We start from the raw sequence: 15279 nt of genomic DNA on the forward strand, positions 1-15279 counted from the left end.
ATCATGCCCTCCCGGCAGCAAGTAAAACGGCCTCTTGCACCACATCGTCTGCCATCAGCAGCCGCTGGTCACGGGCAACCCATATCGTCACGTCCAGAGCTTCGTCGGACGCTTTTTCAGAATGAAGATCGACAGCGCGCTCCAGAGAAAGCCCGGCCTTCTTCAGCCATTCTTCCATCAGCGGATGCGAGAAACCCAGCCGCACATGCGCATGCTCGTCGCGCAGATATTCGAAGGAATGCGGCGCAAGATCGATGACGATCAGCCGCCCGCCGGGACGCAGCATGCGCGCGGCTTCGGCCAGCGCGATTTCCGGCTGGTCGAGGAAATGCAGAACCTGATGGATGACGATCAGATCGAAATCCTGGCCTTCGAGCGGCAGATTGAGAATATCGCCATGGCGCACGGATGCATTGACCACGCCCGCCTTGTCGAGATTGGCGCGCGCCACCGAAAGCATGTCGCGGCTGGCATCAACGCCGATCGCGCGGCGATAGATACCGCTCAGAAGCTGCAGAATGCGGCCGGTGCCGGTGCCGAGATCGAGCAGCGAATCGACCGGCGTGGTGCCCACCAGCTTCAGGAGCGCGCCTTCCACGGCCTCGTCGCTGACATGCAGGCGGCGCAGCTCGTCCCAGGCGGAGGCGTTGCGGCTGAAATAATCCTGCGCCCGCTCCGCCCGCACCCGCTTGACGGTTGCAAGCCGCTCGCTGTCACGCTGGAGAACGGCATCGGAGGGCGATGCGGCGCCAAGCAGCTGCCGGACCACAATGGCGGGCTCACCATCCTGCCGCAAGCGGAAATAGGCCCAGGCGCCTTCCTGATAACGCTCGATCAGCCCCTCTTCCGTCAAAAGCTTGAGGTGACGGGAGATGCGCGGCTGCGACTGGCCGAGAATTTCGGTAAGATCGGTAACCGTCAGATCGCCGGCCGAAAGAAGCGCCAGCAAGCGAAAGCGCGTCGGCTCACCCGCTGCCTTCAGAAGATCCACCAATTTGTCCAGACCGAACGCCACTCTGCCGCGCCTCGCAAGCTAATCAAGATATAAAGATATCTTTATGTCGATGTGGCGTTCGATGCAAGCGCAAAGTGTTCCGTGAGGCGATCATGTCAACTTATTACATGGAAAAAGGCCCGCTTTGCGGCGGGCCTTTCTGAAGGGATCCGGAAAAGGATCAGCGCGTCAGGCGCTTGTAGCTCACCCGGCCGGGCTTGATGCTTTCCGGGCCGAGGCGGCGGACCTTGTCCTTTTCGTAGTCTTCGAAGTTGCCTTCGAACCATTCCACATGGCTGTCACCCTCGAAAGCGAGGATGTGGGTGGCCAGGCGGTCGAGGAACATGCGGTCGTGGCTGATGATAACGGCGCAACCTGCGAAGGCTTCCAGCGCTTCTTCAAGCGCTGCGAGCGTTTCCGTATCAAGGTCGTTGGTCGGTTCGTCGAGCAGCAGAACGTTGCCGCCGGCCTTCAGCATCTTGGCGAGGTGCACGCGGTTACGCTGACCACCCGAGAGATTGCCGACCTTCTGCTGCTGATCGCCGCCCTTGAAGTTGAAAGCGCCGCAATAGGCGCGCGAATTCACTTCGAACTTGCCGAGCTTGATGATGTCGTTGCCGCCGGAGATTTCCTCCCAGACGGTCTTGTCACCCGCCAGCGTATCGCGGCTCTGGTCGACATAACCGAGCTGAACCGTCTCACCGACAGTCACCGAACCGCTATCCGGCTTTTCCTGACCGGTGATCATCTTGAACAGCGTGGACTTACCCGCACCGTTCGGACCGATGACGCCGACGATGCCGCCGGGCGGCAGCTTGAAGGACAGGTTTTCGATCAGCACGCGGTCGCCATAGGATTTCGTCAGATTGTCGGCTTCGATGACGACGCGACCGAGACGCTCGGCAACCGGAATGACGATCTGCGCATCGCCGGGACGGCGGTTTTCCGCTGCTTCCACCAGCTCGTCATAGGCCTTGATACGTGCCTTGGATTTCGTCTGGCGTGCCTTCGGGCTGGAGGCGATCCACTCGCTTTCGCGGCTGATGGCCTTCTGGCGCGAGGCGTCTTCGCGGGCTTCCTGCTGCATGCGCTTGGCTTTCGCCTGCAGGTAAGCGGAGTAGTTGCCTTCGTAAGGAATGCCGCGGCCACGGTCGAGTTCGAGAATCCAGCCCGTGACGTTGTCGAGGAAGTAGCGGTCGTGGGTGATCATCATCACGGCGCCGGGATAGTCGCGCAGGTGCTTTTCAAGCCATGCGATGGTTTCCGCGTCGAGATGGTTGGTCGGTTCGTCGAGCAGCAACAGGTCCGGCTGCGACAGCAGCAGACGGCAGAGCGCCACACGGCGGCGTTCACCACCCGAGAGACCTGTTACGGCCGAGTCGCCGGGCGGGCAACGCAGCGCGTCCATGGCCATTTCGACCTGGTTTTCCAGATCCCAGAGATTCTGGCTGTCGATGATGTCCTGAAGCTTCGCGCCCTCATCCGCCGTTTCGTCGGAATAGTTCATCATCAATTCGTTGTAGCGGTCGACAATGGCCGTCTTGCTCGCCACACCTTCCATGACGTTTTCCATCACGGTCTTGTTTTCGTCGAGCTTCGGCTCCTGCTCGAGATAACCGAGGGTCGCGCCTTCTGCCAGCCAGGCCTCACCGGTATATTCCTTGTCGAGGCCGGCCATGATTTTCAGAACAGTCGACTTACCGGCGCCGTTCGGGCCGAGGATACCGATCTTGGCGTCGGGGTAGAAGGAGAGATGAACGTTCTCCAGAACCTTCTTCGCGCCATAGGCCTTGTTCAGTCCGGCCATGTGATAGATGAATTGACGTGCCATTGTAGCGAATGCTCCACATCGGATTTTTAAGAGTACGTATCGGGAAATTTGCCGCTATGTAGGGTAAATAGGACCTTGGGGCAACCTCTGGCACGATTATGACCCCATGATTATGACAAGGGATGTTATGGCAGGGACAGGCGCGATCATGAATGAAACGACCGACGACTTGGCCTTCAGCCGTATTGAGAGGCTGGAAGCCCCCTCCGGCGCATCCATCGCCTTTCGCCACCAGCCCTCCGCTCTTGCCCCCGCGCGCGGCGTGCTGATGATCTGCCACGGGCTGGTTGACCACGCGGGCCGTTATCGCCGGCTTGCGGATGTGATGTCGAAGCAGGGTTTCGAAGTCTACGCCCACGACCATCGCGGCCATGGCCGCACGAGAGCGGCGGATGCGCCTCTCGGCCGTTTTGGCTGGAAGGACGGTGCGGAAAAGGTCGTTGCCGATGTCATGGCGATGCGCCAGATGGTCGGCGAAAGGCATCCCGGCCTGCCGGTAATCCTGTTCGGCCATTCCATGGGCGGCCTCGTGGCGCTGAACACCGCCGTCAGCCATCCGGATGCCTTCGATGGCCTGTCTATCTGGAATTCCAACCTCAATCCCGGCTTCATGGGCCGTTTGGCACAGGTTCTGCTGCGGCTGGAAAAAATGCTGAAAGGCTCGGATGTGCCGAGCGCCATTCTGCCGAAGGCAACCTTCCGCGTGTGGAATGCGAAAATGCCGGAAAGGCGCACCCATGCCGACTGGCTGAGCCACGACAGGGCGGCGGTGGACGCCTATGTGGAAGACCCGCTCTGCCAGTTCGAAGCGAGCGTTTCCCTGTGGCAGGATGTCTTCGAACTCTCCTATCGCGCACCGAAACTCATCGAGCGCCTGCCGAAAACCCTGCCGCTTCTGCTTGTCAGCGGCGATCAGGACAAAGCCACCAATGACGGCAAAGAGATCGTCTGGCTCGCCGAACGTTTCCGCGAGGCGGGTTTCAGCCATGTCGAGCACACGATCTACAAGGGCATGCGGCACGAGACCTTGAACGAAATCGGCTGGCAGGCCGTCGCGGCGGATTTCGCCGCCTGGTGCAGCCGCGTCGTCGGCGATTGAGGCGGCCTTTGCCGAAACGGAATAAGTCCATGAGATAAAATCACATGCGACGCGGCAAGCAGCGGTCTATAAACCGGCAGACACAAAATACCGGGGGACCGATGACCGACATGCCGAACAGGAAACCGCCGCTATCAGGCATTCGCGTCATCGAGCTGGCGCGTGTTCTGGCCGGTCCCTGGGCAGGGCAGATGCTGGCCGACATGGGTGCCGACGTCATCAAGGTGGAAAACCCCGAGGGCGGCGACGATACCCGCGCATGGGGACCGCCCTTCGTCGAAAGCGATGATGGCGAAAACCTCTCCGCCGCCTATTACCACGCCACCAATCGCGGCAAACGCTCCATCGTCGCCGATCTGAAAACGCCCGAGGGCTGCGAGCTGGTGCGCCGGCTGGTGCGCACCGCCGATGTCGTCATCGAAAATTTCAAGCGCGGCGGGCTTGCCAAATATGGCCTCGATTACGAGAGCCTGAAGGCGCTCAATCCGAAGCTGATCTATTGTTCCATCACCGGCTTCGGCCAGACCGGGCCTTATGCCGATCTCGCCGGATACGACTATATCGTTCAGGGCATGTCCGGCTTCATGTCGATTACGGGCGAAGCCGACGGCCAGCCGATGAAGGCGGGCGTGGCGGTTGCCGATATCTTCACCGGCATCTATTCCGTGTCAGCCATTCAGGCGGCGCTGATCCATGCCATCCGCACCGGCGAAGGCCAGCATATCGACATGGCGCTTCTCGATGTGCAATCGGCCGTGCTCGCCAACCAGAACATGAATTACCTGATTTCCGGCAGGCCACCCGTCCGGCTCGGCAACGCCCATCCGAATATTTCCCCCTATGAGGTGGTGCCGACGGCCGACGGTTTCCTCATCCTCGCGGTCGGCAATGACGGCCAGTTCCGCCGCCTCTGCACCATTCTCGGCATCGGCGCGATTGCCGATGACGAACGTTACGCGACGAACAAGGCCCGCGTGGCCCACAAAGCGGAAGTCCGGCAGATCGTTTCCACCGAAACGCTGAAATGGCAGAAGCGCGATCTTCTGACCGCCTGCGAAAAGAATGCCGTGCCGGCCGGGCCGATCAATTCCATCGAGGAAATGTTCGCCGATCCGCAGGTGAAGGCCCGTGGCCTTCGCGTCGATCTGGAGGCGGAAGACGGCACCGTCATCCCCGGTGTCCGCACACCCATTATCATGTCGCAAACGCCGCTGCGCTATGAACGCCCGAGCCCGAAGCTCGGCGAACATCAGGCGCAGGTGCTGGCCGAACTGGAAAACATCGAAAGGACCACGACGCCATGAAGAGAACAGGCGGGCAATTGATCGTCGAAGCGCTGAAGGCCAATGGCGTTTCCCGCGTTTCCTGCGTTCCGGGCGAAAGCTATCTCGCCGTGCTGGATGCGCTTTATGAAAGCGGCATCGAAACCGTGGTCTGCCGCCAGGAAGGCGGCGCCGCCATGATGGCCGACACCTGGGGCCGGCTGACCGGTGAACCCGGCATCTGCATGGTGACGCGCGGACCGGGCGCGACCAACGCCTCGGCCGGCCTGCACATCGCAAGGCAGGATTCCATTCCGATGATCCTCTTCATCGGTCAGGTGCAGCGCGAAGCGCGCGAGCGCGAGGCCTTTCAGGAAGTGGAATATCGCCGCGCCTTCACCGAATTCGCCAAATGGGTGGGTGAGATCGACGATGCGCGCCGCATCCCCGAATTCGTCACCCGCGCCTTCGCCGTCGCCACCTCCGGCCGCCCCGGCCCGGTGGTGCTGACGCTGCCCGAAGACATGCTGGTGGAAGAGGTCGAAGCGCCCAAGGCAAAGCCCTATACTCCGGTCGAAGCGCATCCCGGCCCGTCACAGATGGCCGCCTTCGCAAAAATGCTGGGCGAGGCGAAGCGCCCGGTCTTCATCATCGGCGGCACGCGCTGGTCTGAGGAAAGCGTCGCGGGCTTCAAGGCTTTTGCGGAAAACAACAAGCTGCCTGTCGGCTGTTCCTTCCGCCGCCAGATGCTATTCGATCACCTCAGCCCCTCTTATGCGGGCGATGTCGGCATCGGCATCAACCCAGCGCTGGCGAAGGAGATCAAGGAGGCCGATCTCGTGGTGCTGCTCGGCGGCCGCCTCTCCGAAATGCCGTCTTCCGGCTATACGCTGCTCGACATCCCCTACCCGTCGCAGAAACTCATCCACATCTATCCGGAAGCCGAAGAGCTTGGCCGCGTCTATCGACCGAATCTGGCGATATGCGCTGCACCGGATGACTTCGTTGCCGCCCTCTCCTCGCTTACGCTTTCCGCAAATGCATGGGCCGATCGCACCGCCGCCATGCATGCGGCCTATCTCAGCTGGTCCACCCCACCGCAGACCGGCCCCGGCGCTGTGCAGATGGGTCCGATCATGGACTGGATCGAGGCCAATGTGCCCGAGGACGCGATCTTCACCAATGGCGCCGGCAACTATGCCACCTGGGTCCATCGCTTCCACCGTTTCCGTCGCTACAATACGCAATCGGCCCCGACATCAGGCTCGATGGGTTACGGCCTGCCGGCGGCGGTCGCGGCCAAGCATCTGTTCCCGGAACGCGAGGTGATCTGCTTTGCCGGCGACGGCTGTTTCATGATGCATGGGCAGGAATTCATCACCGCCGTGCGTTACGGCCTGTCGATCATCACCGTGCTGGTCAATAACGGCACCTATGGCACGATCCGCATGCATCAGGAGCGGGAATATCCCGGCCGTGTCAGCGGTACCGATCTTGTCAATCCGGATTTCAACGCCTTTGCCAAAGCCTATGGCGGCCACGGCGAAACGGTGGAAAAGACCGAAGACTTCGCCGCCGCCTTCGAACGGGCGCGGGCCAGCGGCAAGCCGGCCATCATCGAGGTGAAGCTGGATGCCGAAGCGATCACGCCGACGCGCACCCTGACGCAGATCAGGACCGGAAGCTGATATGACGCATGGACACGGCTCCGGCATGGTGTAAATCCTGACGCTCGCACGACGTCATCCTCGGGCCTGTCCCGAGGATCCAATCACGTATCGTAAAGTTCATCGGTTGCAGATGCTCGGGACAGGCCCGAGCATGACGAAGGAGGGGTCTCACACTTCTTTCAGCAGCCCTTTGGATCAGGAAACGACATGCCGGATGCAGCCCCTCCCGTCATCACCCCGCGCGGCGCAAAGATCGAGCCCTCGGCCGGCGCGCCTTTCGAGGCCGTGCGCGTGGCCCGCGATGTCCTGCACACTTCCCGCACGGCAGCACTCGCGACCCTCGATCCCGTCAGCGGCTATCCCTATACGACCGCCACCAATATCGGCATCGAGCCGGACGGCACGCCCTTCTTCTTCGCGGCCGGGCTGACGCTGCATGCCCGCAACATGGAGACAGACGCGCGCATCTCACTGACGCTCGCCCCTTTCGGCAAGGGTGACGCGCTGACGCTGCCGCGGCTGACACTGGTGGGCACGGCGGAACAAATCGGTCCGGATGAAGTGCCGCTCGCCATCGCGCGCTACATTGCCCGCTACCCCAAAGCGAAACTTTATCTCTCCCTTCCCGACACGCGGCTTTACCGGCTGCGGACGGAAGGTGTGCAGATCAATGGCGGCCCGGCCCGCAATGCCAGCAACATCACCCCGGCCGATCTGCGCACCGATCTGTCAGGCGCAGCCGAACTGATGGCGGCGGCGAAAAGCGAAGCGATCCGCCTTAACGCCATCAAGGGCGAAGCGTCCCGGCTTGCCGTTCTGGCCGGCGCAAAGACTGGCCGCTGGACGATCACCTCCATCGACCCTGAGGGCATCAATCTCGCCTCGGCCAGCGATCTGGCCCGGCTGTGGTTTGCGGAGCGGGTGACGACGTTGAAGCAGTTTGAGAAGGCGCTTGCTTAGCTTTTGAAGTGAAGTTTCCAAGCGATTCACAAACCTGGGACAATCCCCTCTCCTCCGTCATGCTCGGGCCTGTCACGAGCATCTGCTACCTATCAATTTGCGATAGGTGATTGGATCCTCGGGACAAGCCCGAGGATGACGAAACGAACGTTTCGAATTTCCCATCAAAAAAGGCCGGGCCGCATTCCGCGACCCGGCCTTTTCTTAAAAATTCAGACGGATGCTCAGAGAGCAGCGGTCACGATGAACTCAACCTTGTAATCCGGCGTTGCCAATGGTGCGCCGCTGGTGGCGCGGGCCGGCGGGTTTGCCGGGTCGATCCAGCCTTCCCAGACGGCGTTCATTTCGCCGAAGGTGGACATGTCGGAGAGATAGATGATCGTCTGCAGGATCTTCGACTTGTCCGAACCGGCAGCGGCCAGCAGGCGGTCGACTTCAGCGAGAGCGGACTTGCTCTGCTCCGTAACGCTCGTGCCTTCGCCAACCTGGCCGGCCAGATAAACGGTGTTGCCGTGAACGACGGCGCCGCTCATGCGCTTGCCCGGCTCGATACGCTTGATGGTCATGGAAAACTCCTGTTGATTGGCATTTAAAATAGAACGATGCGCGGAAAATCAGCCGCGCAGGTGATGGGTCTTTTCGTAAATCGCCGTCGAGCGCGCGCCGGAACGGCAATAGCCGAGCATCGGGCGCTGCAATTCGTCCAGTGCATCCACCATGCCGGTAACGGCATCGGCATCGACGCCATAACGGCCAACCGGCACATGCATGATGGTAAGGCCAAGCTGTTCGGCACGCTCGGCAATATCGGCGAAAAGCGGCTGGCCGTCTTCTTCGCCGTCAGGGCGGTGGCAGACGATCGACTTGAAGCCGAGCGCCTTGATCTCATCGAGATCGGCGACGCTGATCTGTCCCGTTACCGAATATTCGTCGTCTATGCGCCTGATATCCATGTCATGCCTCCGCTGAAACCGGCGTCCGCGCCGCTGGCTGTCACCCTTGAAATCCGCATCCGATGTAAGCGGTCAAACCCCGTGCGTCAATGATGGCGCACCGTCATTCGCTACAGTTCAGAGGATGGAAAAGCGCAGGCCGAAGGAACGGCTTTCGCCCGGCTGGAGAATATTGAACTCGCCGGCCGCCTCAAGCTCGCCGCGCCCCACCCAGCGATGCGATACCGGCTCGATGCCGAGCACATTGGCCGGCGCCTGCTGGTTGCGCCACATCTGCAGATAGGGCAGCGTTTCCGTGCGAAAACGCACGGTCAGCGTCTTCCCGCCGATGGCCGCAATCGGTCCGAGCGCGAGCGACGCCCACTCGTCATCACCGGCGGGAACGCAGAAAACGGTGCCCGGCTCTTCGCCGAAACGCCAGCTGTGGCCGCCGCCTTCCAACATCCCGCCTTCAAGCCGCACGGCATCGTCGAAGAGACGCGCGCCGATATTCATGTGATACATCAGGAACACCGGGATGGGCCGCTCGGACGTGTTGACGATCCGGTCATCGAGGCTGACTTCGCCGCTTTCTCCGTCGATACGCCATGTCCGTTCCAGAAGCGCAGTGCCGCCATCGGCAAGCTTCACGGGAACCTCGACGCGCGCCAATGCATTGGACTCGTGAACGTCGAACGCGATGATCGTCGCGGGATGGGAGGAAAAGGATCCATGCAGCGGATATCGACGCCCTTCGCCGTCGCCATGGATCGGCTCGGGATGGCGGATATGGTCGGGGCCGCAGGTGAACAGAAAGCCTTCCAGCGAGTGGTCGATGCGTGCATCGCCATCGTCGGGAATGGCGCGGCCGGGCGCGATGTCGATGCCATCGACAACACAGGCGCCGATATCGAAAACGGAGGTTTCATCGAGGAAAATGCGTGGCGATCTGCCAGCCTGAAACGAACGCAAGATAACCTCCCTGTGACCCTAAAAACGCATGCTTCACGGAAACGCTACTAACCGTGACGGAAATTAAGATTGCATTAACCGCGAATTCACCTTTTTCACAATAGGGTCAAGATTGCGGTGTGTTTATCGGTGAACAAGCAAGGGATAGCAGAATCGTGAAACAGTTTCTTAACGCAGCTCTGGGTCTGACAGTCGCGCTGGCGGCAGCTATCGCCCCGCTACAGGCTGGCGCGCAGCAGCGTTATGGCGATCAGCAGACGATGCTGGTGACCCCGGACGGTCGCGTGCTCGACTTCATGCCGGAGCGCGGCGATATCGTCATCAGCCGCGATTCCATGGGACGCACGGTGTTTTACGACCAGTACGGCAATCTCCTGGCCACCGAAATGCCCTCTGGCTACCAGCAGCGGCAGCAGGCGCGCCAGCGCGACACCACCTATTATCCGCCCGCCCCCGGCGGCCAGTATCGTGAGCCGCAACGAGACTACGGCTATCAGGACAATGGCAGCGTGCGCGATTACCGCGAATACCGCGGCGACGGTTCCGACGAGAATTTCTACACCGGCTCCGTTCCCGCACCCGGTGCGGTGGAAAGCGGCCCGCTCGGCCAGCCGATGCCGGGCGAAAGCACCACCGCCGCCGTTCCGCAGCCGGACCACCTGATCGAGCGCCATACACCGGTGACAACGCCGGTCAATCGCTCGCGCCAAGAAATCGTTGCGCTCCAGACATTCCTCGACCGTGAAGGCATCTCGCCCGGCGTTATCGACGGCAAGATGGGCGACAATGTCAACAAGGCGATTGCCGCCTGGCAGGACATGACCGGCGAAAAGCTCGACCCCAACAATTCCGATGACATTCTGGAGCGTCTGCGCGCTTCCGGCGGTATGCCGATCGTCGACTATACCATCACCGCCGCCGACGCCGCCGGTCCCTATGTCGCCTCCATCCCGGACGACTATGCCGAGAAGTCGCAGCTGCCTGCCCTCTCCTTCACCTCGACTTCGGAAGCGCTCGCCGAACGCTTCCACATGGATGAGAACTATCTGAAGGAACTCAACCCCGGCATCGATTTTTCCGTGCCCGGCACCATCATCAAGGTCGTCAATCCGGGCGAGACGAAAAAGGGACAGGTCGCCCGTATCGTCGCGCATAAGGGCATCAAACAGGTCTTCGCCTATGGTCAGGACGGCAATCTGATCGCCGCCTATCCCGCCACCATCGGTTCCACGGACACGCCCTCGCCGAGCGGCACGCACACGGTGGAGCGTATCGCGCTCAATCCCGGCTACACCTATAATCCGAAGATCAACTTCAAGCAGGGCCAGAACGACAAGATCCTGCAGATTCCGCCGGGTCCGAACGGCCCGGTCGGCACGGTCTGGATTGCGCTGTCGAAGCCGACCTACGGCATTCACGGTACGCCGGAACCCTCGAAGATCGGCAAGACCAACAGCCACGGCTGTATCCGCCTGACCAACTGGGATGCGACCGAACTGGCGAAAATGGTCCGCCCCGGCGTGGTGGTCGAATTCGCGGAATAGGATCGACCGAAAGAAAAAAGAGAAAGCCCGGCGGTTTGGTCCGCCGGGCTTTTTTCATTTAATGGCGTTTCAGTCCCGTTTTTCCGTGAGGAAATAAAGCAGGGCTGCCACCGGCAAGGCGAAGCCGATCCACGAGGCGGCTTGCCATTCGCCGACGGCATAGGCCCAGCCGCCGACGGCGGAACCGATTGCGCCGCCCATGAAGAACGTCGCCATATAGATGCCGTTCAGGCGGCTGCGGAATTCCGCTCCGAGCGTGAAGATGGCACGCTGGCCAAGCACCAGATTGGTGGTGACGCCGAAATCCAGAACGATGGCTGCGACGACCAGAATGGCGAGCGCCAGATGCGAGCCTTCGGGCGCAAGATGCGTAACGGCGAAGGAGAGCGCCACCGCCACCAGGGCAAAGAAGGTGGCCGCACGCGTCCAGCCACGATCCGCCATCCGCCCGGCAATCGGCGCGGCCACGGTGCCGGCCGCACCGGCCAGCGCAAAGAGCGCGATCTCACCCTGGCTCAGATTGAAATGCGGTCCGCTCAGATAAAGCGGCGTCGTGGTCCAGAACAGGCTGAAGGCCGCAAACAGGAAGGCGTGATAGATCGCCCGCCGCCGCAGGATCGGCGTGTGCAGCGCCAGCCGGCCCATCGAGGCCATCAATGCGCCGTAACTCAGGCGCGCATCGGGCATACGGGCAGGCAGAAGCCGGAAAAGCACCACGGCAAGAAGCGCCATGACGGCCGCCGAGGTCAGAAACACACCCCGCCAGGAGACCACTTCCGATAACAGGCTGGAAACCGGCCGCGCCAGCATGATGCCGGCCATCAGCCCGCTCATGACATTGCCGACCACCCGGCCGCGAATGGCGTGCGGCGCCATATGGGCGGCATAGGGAACGATGACCTGCACCGCCACGGAACTGACGCCGACCAGAAAGGCCGCAATCAGAAACGGGGCCGCATGCGGCGCGAATGCCGCTGCCACAAGGGAAAGCACCGCCATCGCGACGGCGCTGACCACCAGCTTGCGGTTTTCAACGAGATCGCCAAGCGGCACGACAAACAGCAGACCGATACCGTAGCCGATCTGGGTCAGGGTCACGATCAGCCCCGTCGCGCCCGCGGAAAGACCAAGTTCCGCCCCGATAATGCCGGCCAGCGGCTGGCCATAATAAAGATTGGCGGCAATCAGTCCGCAGGCTGTCGCCAGCAAAAAAGTCAAGGCCGGGGAAATGGATGTTGCCTCGACATCATCCCCTTCAATTACACGCGTCGTCATCATTTTCTCCAAAATGGAAACAGTCGTTTCCTAAATAGTCACAAAATCACTCGGCAAGCTTCATGGCGATATCCACCACGGCCACCATGTCTTTGAGGCTGCGCCCCGTCTTTCCCACCACGCGCATGCCGTACATCATGCACAGCATCGCCCGGGCGAGATCGTCGGGATCGGCCTTCGAACGCACGGAACCATCCTTCTGCCCTTCGGCAACGAGGCGGGCGACAATTCTCTCCCTCGCCTTCACCGCCCGCTCGACCACGATTGCAATATCGTCATCCAGAGCCGCCAGATCGGCAGCAGCACCAACCACCAGACATCCATCGGAACCGACACCGCCATATGACCGTTCCGCATAGAACATCAGGCCTGCTCTCAGGCGCTCATAACCGGTGTCACAACCGGCCACCGCCGCCTCGAAACGCTCGGTCTGCACGATCCTGTAGCGTTCCATCGTGGCGATGAAGATGGCTTTCTTGTCCTTGAAAGCCTTGTAAAGACTGCCCTGCGCCAGTTCCATCGCATCGGTGAGATCACCGACGGAGGTGGCATGATAACCGCGCCGCGAAAAAACGCGGATCGCCCCATCGAGCGCACGGTCGACGTCAAACTCGCGCGGCCTGCCGCGATGGCGCTGTTCCGGTGAATTGGTGTGGTTGATATTGCTCATGGCTGGAATATAGGAAACGATCATTTCCAAATCAAGCGAATAATTTTATCCTCTGTGCGAACTAGCGCGATGAAGCCGGGCGCCTGGCTATTTCCCGATACAACGCCTCGGGAGAAACACCTATTTCAGCAGCGAGGCTCTTCCATTGCCCCTTGGGCGGAAGCAGACCTTCATTGACGGTGATCCAGGCATCGAGCCGCGCGCCAACCGAGCGCAGCGCCAATATTTCCGCCCGCGTCCTGACCTTTTTTAGCTCGCCGGAGATATGATTTATCCATTCGAGTGCGAATGCGGGTTCGCGTTCCAGCAATTGCCGCAGCGTGCCGATAGGCACGAACAAGGCACGTCCGGCTGTCATGGCGATGGCGTCGCAGTGATATTTCTCCGAAAACACCGAGGCTTCGGCAAGAACCGACATCGGCCCCGCCCGTTGCAACACGGCACTATGTCCATCCTCCTGAAACCGCATCAGATGGACATAGCCCTCGACCACCAGCGCCAGCACGTGAATGGAATCGCCTTGATGAAAAAGGTATTCGCCTTTTTCAAAGGATCTGGACGCGGACGCCTTCGGGCGAAGCTGGTCAAAAATCGAACTCGACATGATTTCTATCATGTCCGGCAAACCGGCCTGCTGACAAGCTCAGGGGATCGCAACAACCCAAGTAGCCCCATGAAATCCACGGTTCTTATCTTCCTCACCGCTCTTCTCCCCCTCTCAGCCGCCGGGGAAGAGCAGCATCTCCACCAATCTCCCTATGCGGGCCAGCAGAGCCGAACCATCAAGAGCCTGTCGGCTGAAGATATTGCCGAACTGGAACAGGGAGGCGGATGGGGCTTTGCGAAAGCCGCCGATCTCAACGGTATGCCGGGTCCCTCACACGTCAGCAAGATGGCGACCGAACTGGCGCTGACGACCGAGCAGGCCGCCGCCGTCCAACAGCTGTTTCAAACCATGCGGAAAGATGCTGCGACAGAAGGCAGGCAAATGATCGCCCGCGAAGCGGCACTGGATGCAGGCTTCCGTAATGGCTCAATCGATGCGGATCAATTGCGAGCGCAACTCGACCGTATTGAAGAAAGCCGCGCCAGACTGAGATACATCCACCTTGCCGCTCATCTCGAAACGGTAAAGCTGCTGACCAAGGAGCAGGTCGCACGGTACAACAGGCTGCGCGGCTATGCACCTTAACGAGCGCGCGGACGGAGCCGGTCCCTGCCCTGGCGGCAGCTCCGGCTTTCAGGCGGCCTTGCGGGTGAAAAGGCGCGCGGGTTGCGTGCCGAGCCGCAAAAGACGTTTCGGCAGCAGGCCGACGACTTCGGTGGCGAAGGCTTTCGCGTTCTCCACCGCCTTGTCGATATTGCTGACCTTGTCCTTATCGAGACAGAGAAGCGTGCCGCCATAATCGAAAATATCGCGATAGGCCGCTCTCTCGACAATCGGCGTATTGAGCACCGAGACGTTCTTTTCCACCAGCAGCATTTTGACGAGCAGCAGCGAGCGCGTCGCCACCATGGCATTCACCCGTGTCAGTACGATGGAATGGGCGATGGCCTTGCCCATCTTGCGGTTCAGGAATTCGATGTGATCCAGAACCTCGGCAGCGCCGCGCGCATCCATGGCAGAGCCCTGCACCGGGATCAGCACGTGATCGGAAATACCGAGCGCCATAGTCAGCAGCGGGTTTTTCGACCCAGGCAGATCGATGATGAAACAGTCGGTATTGGTTTTATTCTCGCGAATATGGCCTTCAAGCGAAGCCATCGTCACATGCGAAATCACCGAGAGATTTTCGATCTCGCCGGACAGATCGTGCCAGCGGGAAATCCACAATTGCGGATCGGCATCCAGAACCGTCACGCGGTAGCCGCTGCGGGCGAGTTCGGTTGCCAGAAGCAGCACGGCAGTGGTTTTTCCGGCGCCGCCCTTGGTGTTGGCAAAAGTAATGACAGGCATGATATCCCCGATTGATCAGAGCCATTTCATGCTCATTCACGCACCGAGCCAATCATGGTGCTTTCCATAATCTTAACGAACAGGGTTAATAAAAGGCTAAGAACGGTTATGCC

At 60.7% G+C, this 15279-nt stretch carries 15 protein-coding genes; 6 read left to right on the forward strand and 9 right to left on the reverse strand.

Going from position 1 to position 15279, the window contains the following annotated elements; translation table 11 throughout:
• Position 1: 1 nt before the first annotated feature.
• On the reverse strand, positions 2–1015 hold the full coding sequence (locus L904_RS18350) for a metalloregulator ArsR/SmtB family transcription factor (protein WP_031234190.1): 1014 nt from the start codon (positions 1013–1015) through the stop codon (positions 2–4).
• A gap of 160 nt (positions 1016–1175) precedes the next feature.
• Positions 1176–2825, reverse strand: coding sequence for an energy-dependent translational throttle protein EttA (ettA, locus tag L904_RS18355; RefSeq protein WP_003522791.1), 1650 nt, complete (start codon positions 2823–2825; stop codon positions 1176–1178).
• Between the two features lie 148 nt (positions 2826–2973).
• Between ettA and L904_RS18360 the strand changes: the two genes are divergently transcribed.
• The 4 genes from L904_RS18360 (at position 2974) to L904_RS18375 (ending at position 7816) form a co-directional block, all read left to right on the forward strand.
• Positions 2974–3924, forward strand: a complete 951-nt coding sequence (locus tag L904_RS18360) for an alpha/beta hydrolase (protein WP_035263583.1) — start codon at positions 2974–2976, stop codon at positions 3922–3924.
• 101 nt (positions 3925–4025) lie between these two features.
• Positions 4026–5228, forward strand: a complete 1203-nt coding sequence (locus L904_RS18365) for a CaiB/BaiF CoA-transferase family protein (RefSeq protein WP_035263582.1) — start codon at positions 4026–4028, stop codon at positions 5226–5228.
• Positions 5225–6874: a thiamine pyrophosphate-binding protein gene (locus tag L904_RS18370; protein ID WP_020813635.1), complete on the forward strand. Its 1650-nt coding sequence runs from the start codon at positions 5225–5227 to the stop codon at positions 6872–6874. Before L904_RS18365 ends, L904_RS18370 begins: the two co-directional genes overlap by 4 nt.
• A gap of 189 nt (positions 6875–7063) precedes the next feature.
• On the forward strand, positions 7064–7816 hold the full coding sequence (locus tag L904_RS18375) for a HugZ family protein (RefSeq protein WP_020813636.1): 753 nt from the start codon (positions 7064–7066) through the stop codon (positions 7814–7816).
• Between the two features lie 224 nt (positions 7817–8040).
• On the opposite strand, the gene L904_RS18380 is transcribed toward L904_RS18375, so the two are convergent.
• The 3 genes from L904_RS18380 to L904_RS18390 form a co-directional block, all read right to left on the reverse strand.
• The gene (locus L904_RS18380) at positions 8041–8382 is read right to left on the reverse strand and encodes a RidA family protein (RefSeq protein ID WP_003494829.1); all 342 of its coding nucleotides are present in this window, start codon (positions 8380–8382) and stop codon (positions 8041–8043) included.
• Positions 8383–8430: 48 nt separating this feature from the next.
• Positions 8431–8769 (reverse strand): TIGR01244 family sulfur transferase, encoded by a 339-nt coding sequence (locus L904_RS18385; RefSeq protein ID WP_003494827.1) that lies wholly within the window; start codon positions 8767–8769, stop codon positions 8431–8433.
• A gap of 117 nt (positions 8770–8886) precedes the next feature.
• Complete coding sequence (locus L904_RS18390) at positions 8887–9720, reverse strand: aldose 1-epimerase family protein (protein WP_020813637.1); 834 nt, start codon at positions 9718–9720, stop codon at positions 8887–8889.
• Positions 9721–9875: 155 nt separating this feature from the next.
• Between L904_RS18390 and L904_RS18395 the strand changes: the two genes are divergently transcribed.
• Entirely contained in the window at positions 9876–11264 is a 1389-nt protein-coding gene (locus L904_RS18395; RefSeq protein ID WP_020813638.1) for a L,D-transpeptidase, read from the forward strand.
• Positions 11265–11333: 69 nt separating this feature from the next.
• Here the strand turns inward: L904_RS18395 and L904_RS18400 are convergent, their stop codons facing one another.
• The 3 genes from L904_RS18400 to L904_RS18410 are packed head-to-tail and all read right to left on the reverse strand — an operon-like array spanning position 11334 to position 13825.
• The gene (locus L904_RS18400) at positions 11334–12539 is read right to left on the reverse strand and encodes an MFS transporter (protein WP_020813639.1); all 1206 of its coding nucleotides are present in this window, start codon (positions 12537–12539) and stop codon (positions 11334–11336) included.
• Between the two features lie 46 nt (positions 12540–12585).
• On the reverse strand, positions 12586–13233 hold the full coding sequence (locus L904_RS18405) for a TetR/AcrR family transcriptional regulator (protein WP_031234597.1): 648 nt from the start codon (positions 13231–13233) through the stop codon (positions 12586–12588).
• A 37-nt stretch (positions 13234–13270) separates the two neighbouring features.
• Positions 13271–13825: a Crp/Fnr family transcriptional regulator gene (locus L904_RS18410; RefSeq protein ID WP_020813641.1), complete on the reverse strand. Its 555-nt coding sequence runs from the start codon at positions 13823–13825 to the stop codon at positions 13271–13273.
• Between the two features lie 57 nt (positions 13826–13882).
• Here L904_RS18410 and L904_RS18415 point away from each other — a divergent pair, with 57 nt between their 5' ends.
• Positions 13883–14401, forward strand: coding sequence for a Spy/CpxP family protein refolding chaperone (locus tag L904_RS18415; RefSeq protein ID WP_020813642.1), 519 nt, complete (start codon positions 13883–13885; stop codon positions 14399–14401).
• Between the two features lie 48 nt (positions 14402–14449).
• On the opposite strand, the gene L904_RS18420 is transcribed toward L904_RS18415, so the two are convergent.
• Complete coding sequence (locus L904_RS18420) at positions 14450–15166, reverse strand: ParA family protein (RefSeq protein WP_020813643.1); 717 nt, start codon at positions 15164–15166, stop codon at positions 14450–14452.
• Positions 15167–15279 lie beyond the last annotated feature (113 nt).

The organism is Agrobacterium sp. LY4, assembly GCF_001526585.1.
Taxonomy (GTDB): Bacteria; Pseudomonadota; Alphaproteobacteria; order Rhizobiales; family Rhizobiaceae; genus Agrobacterium; species Agrobacterium leguminum.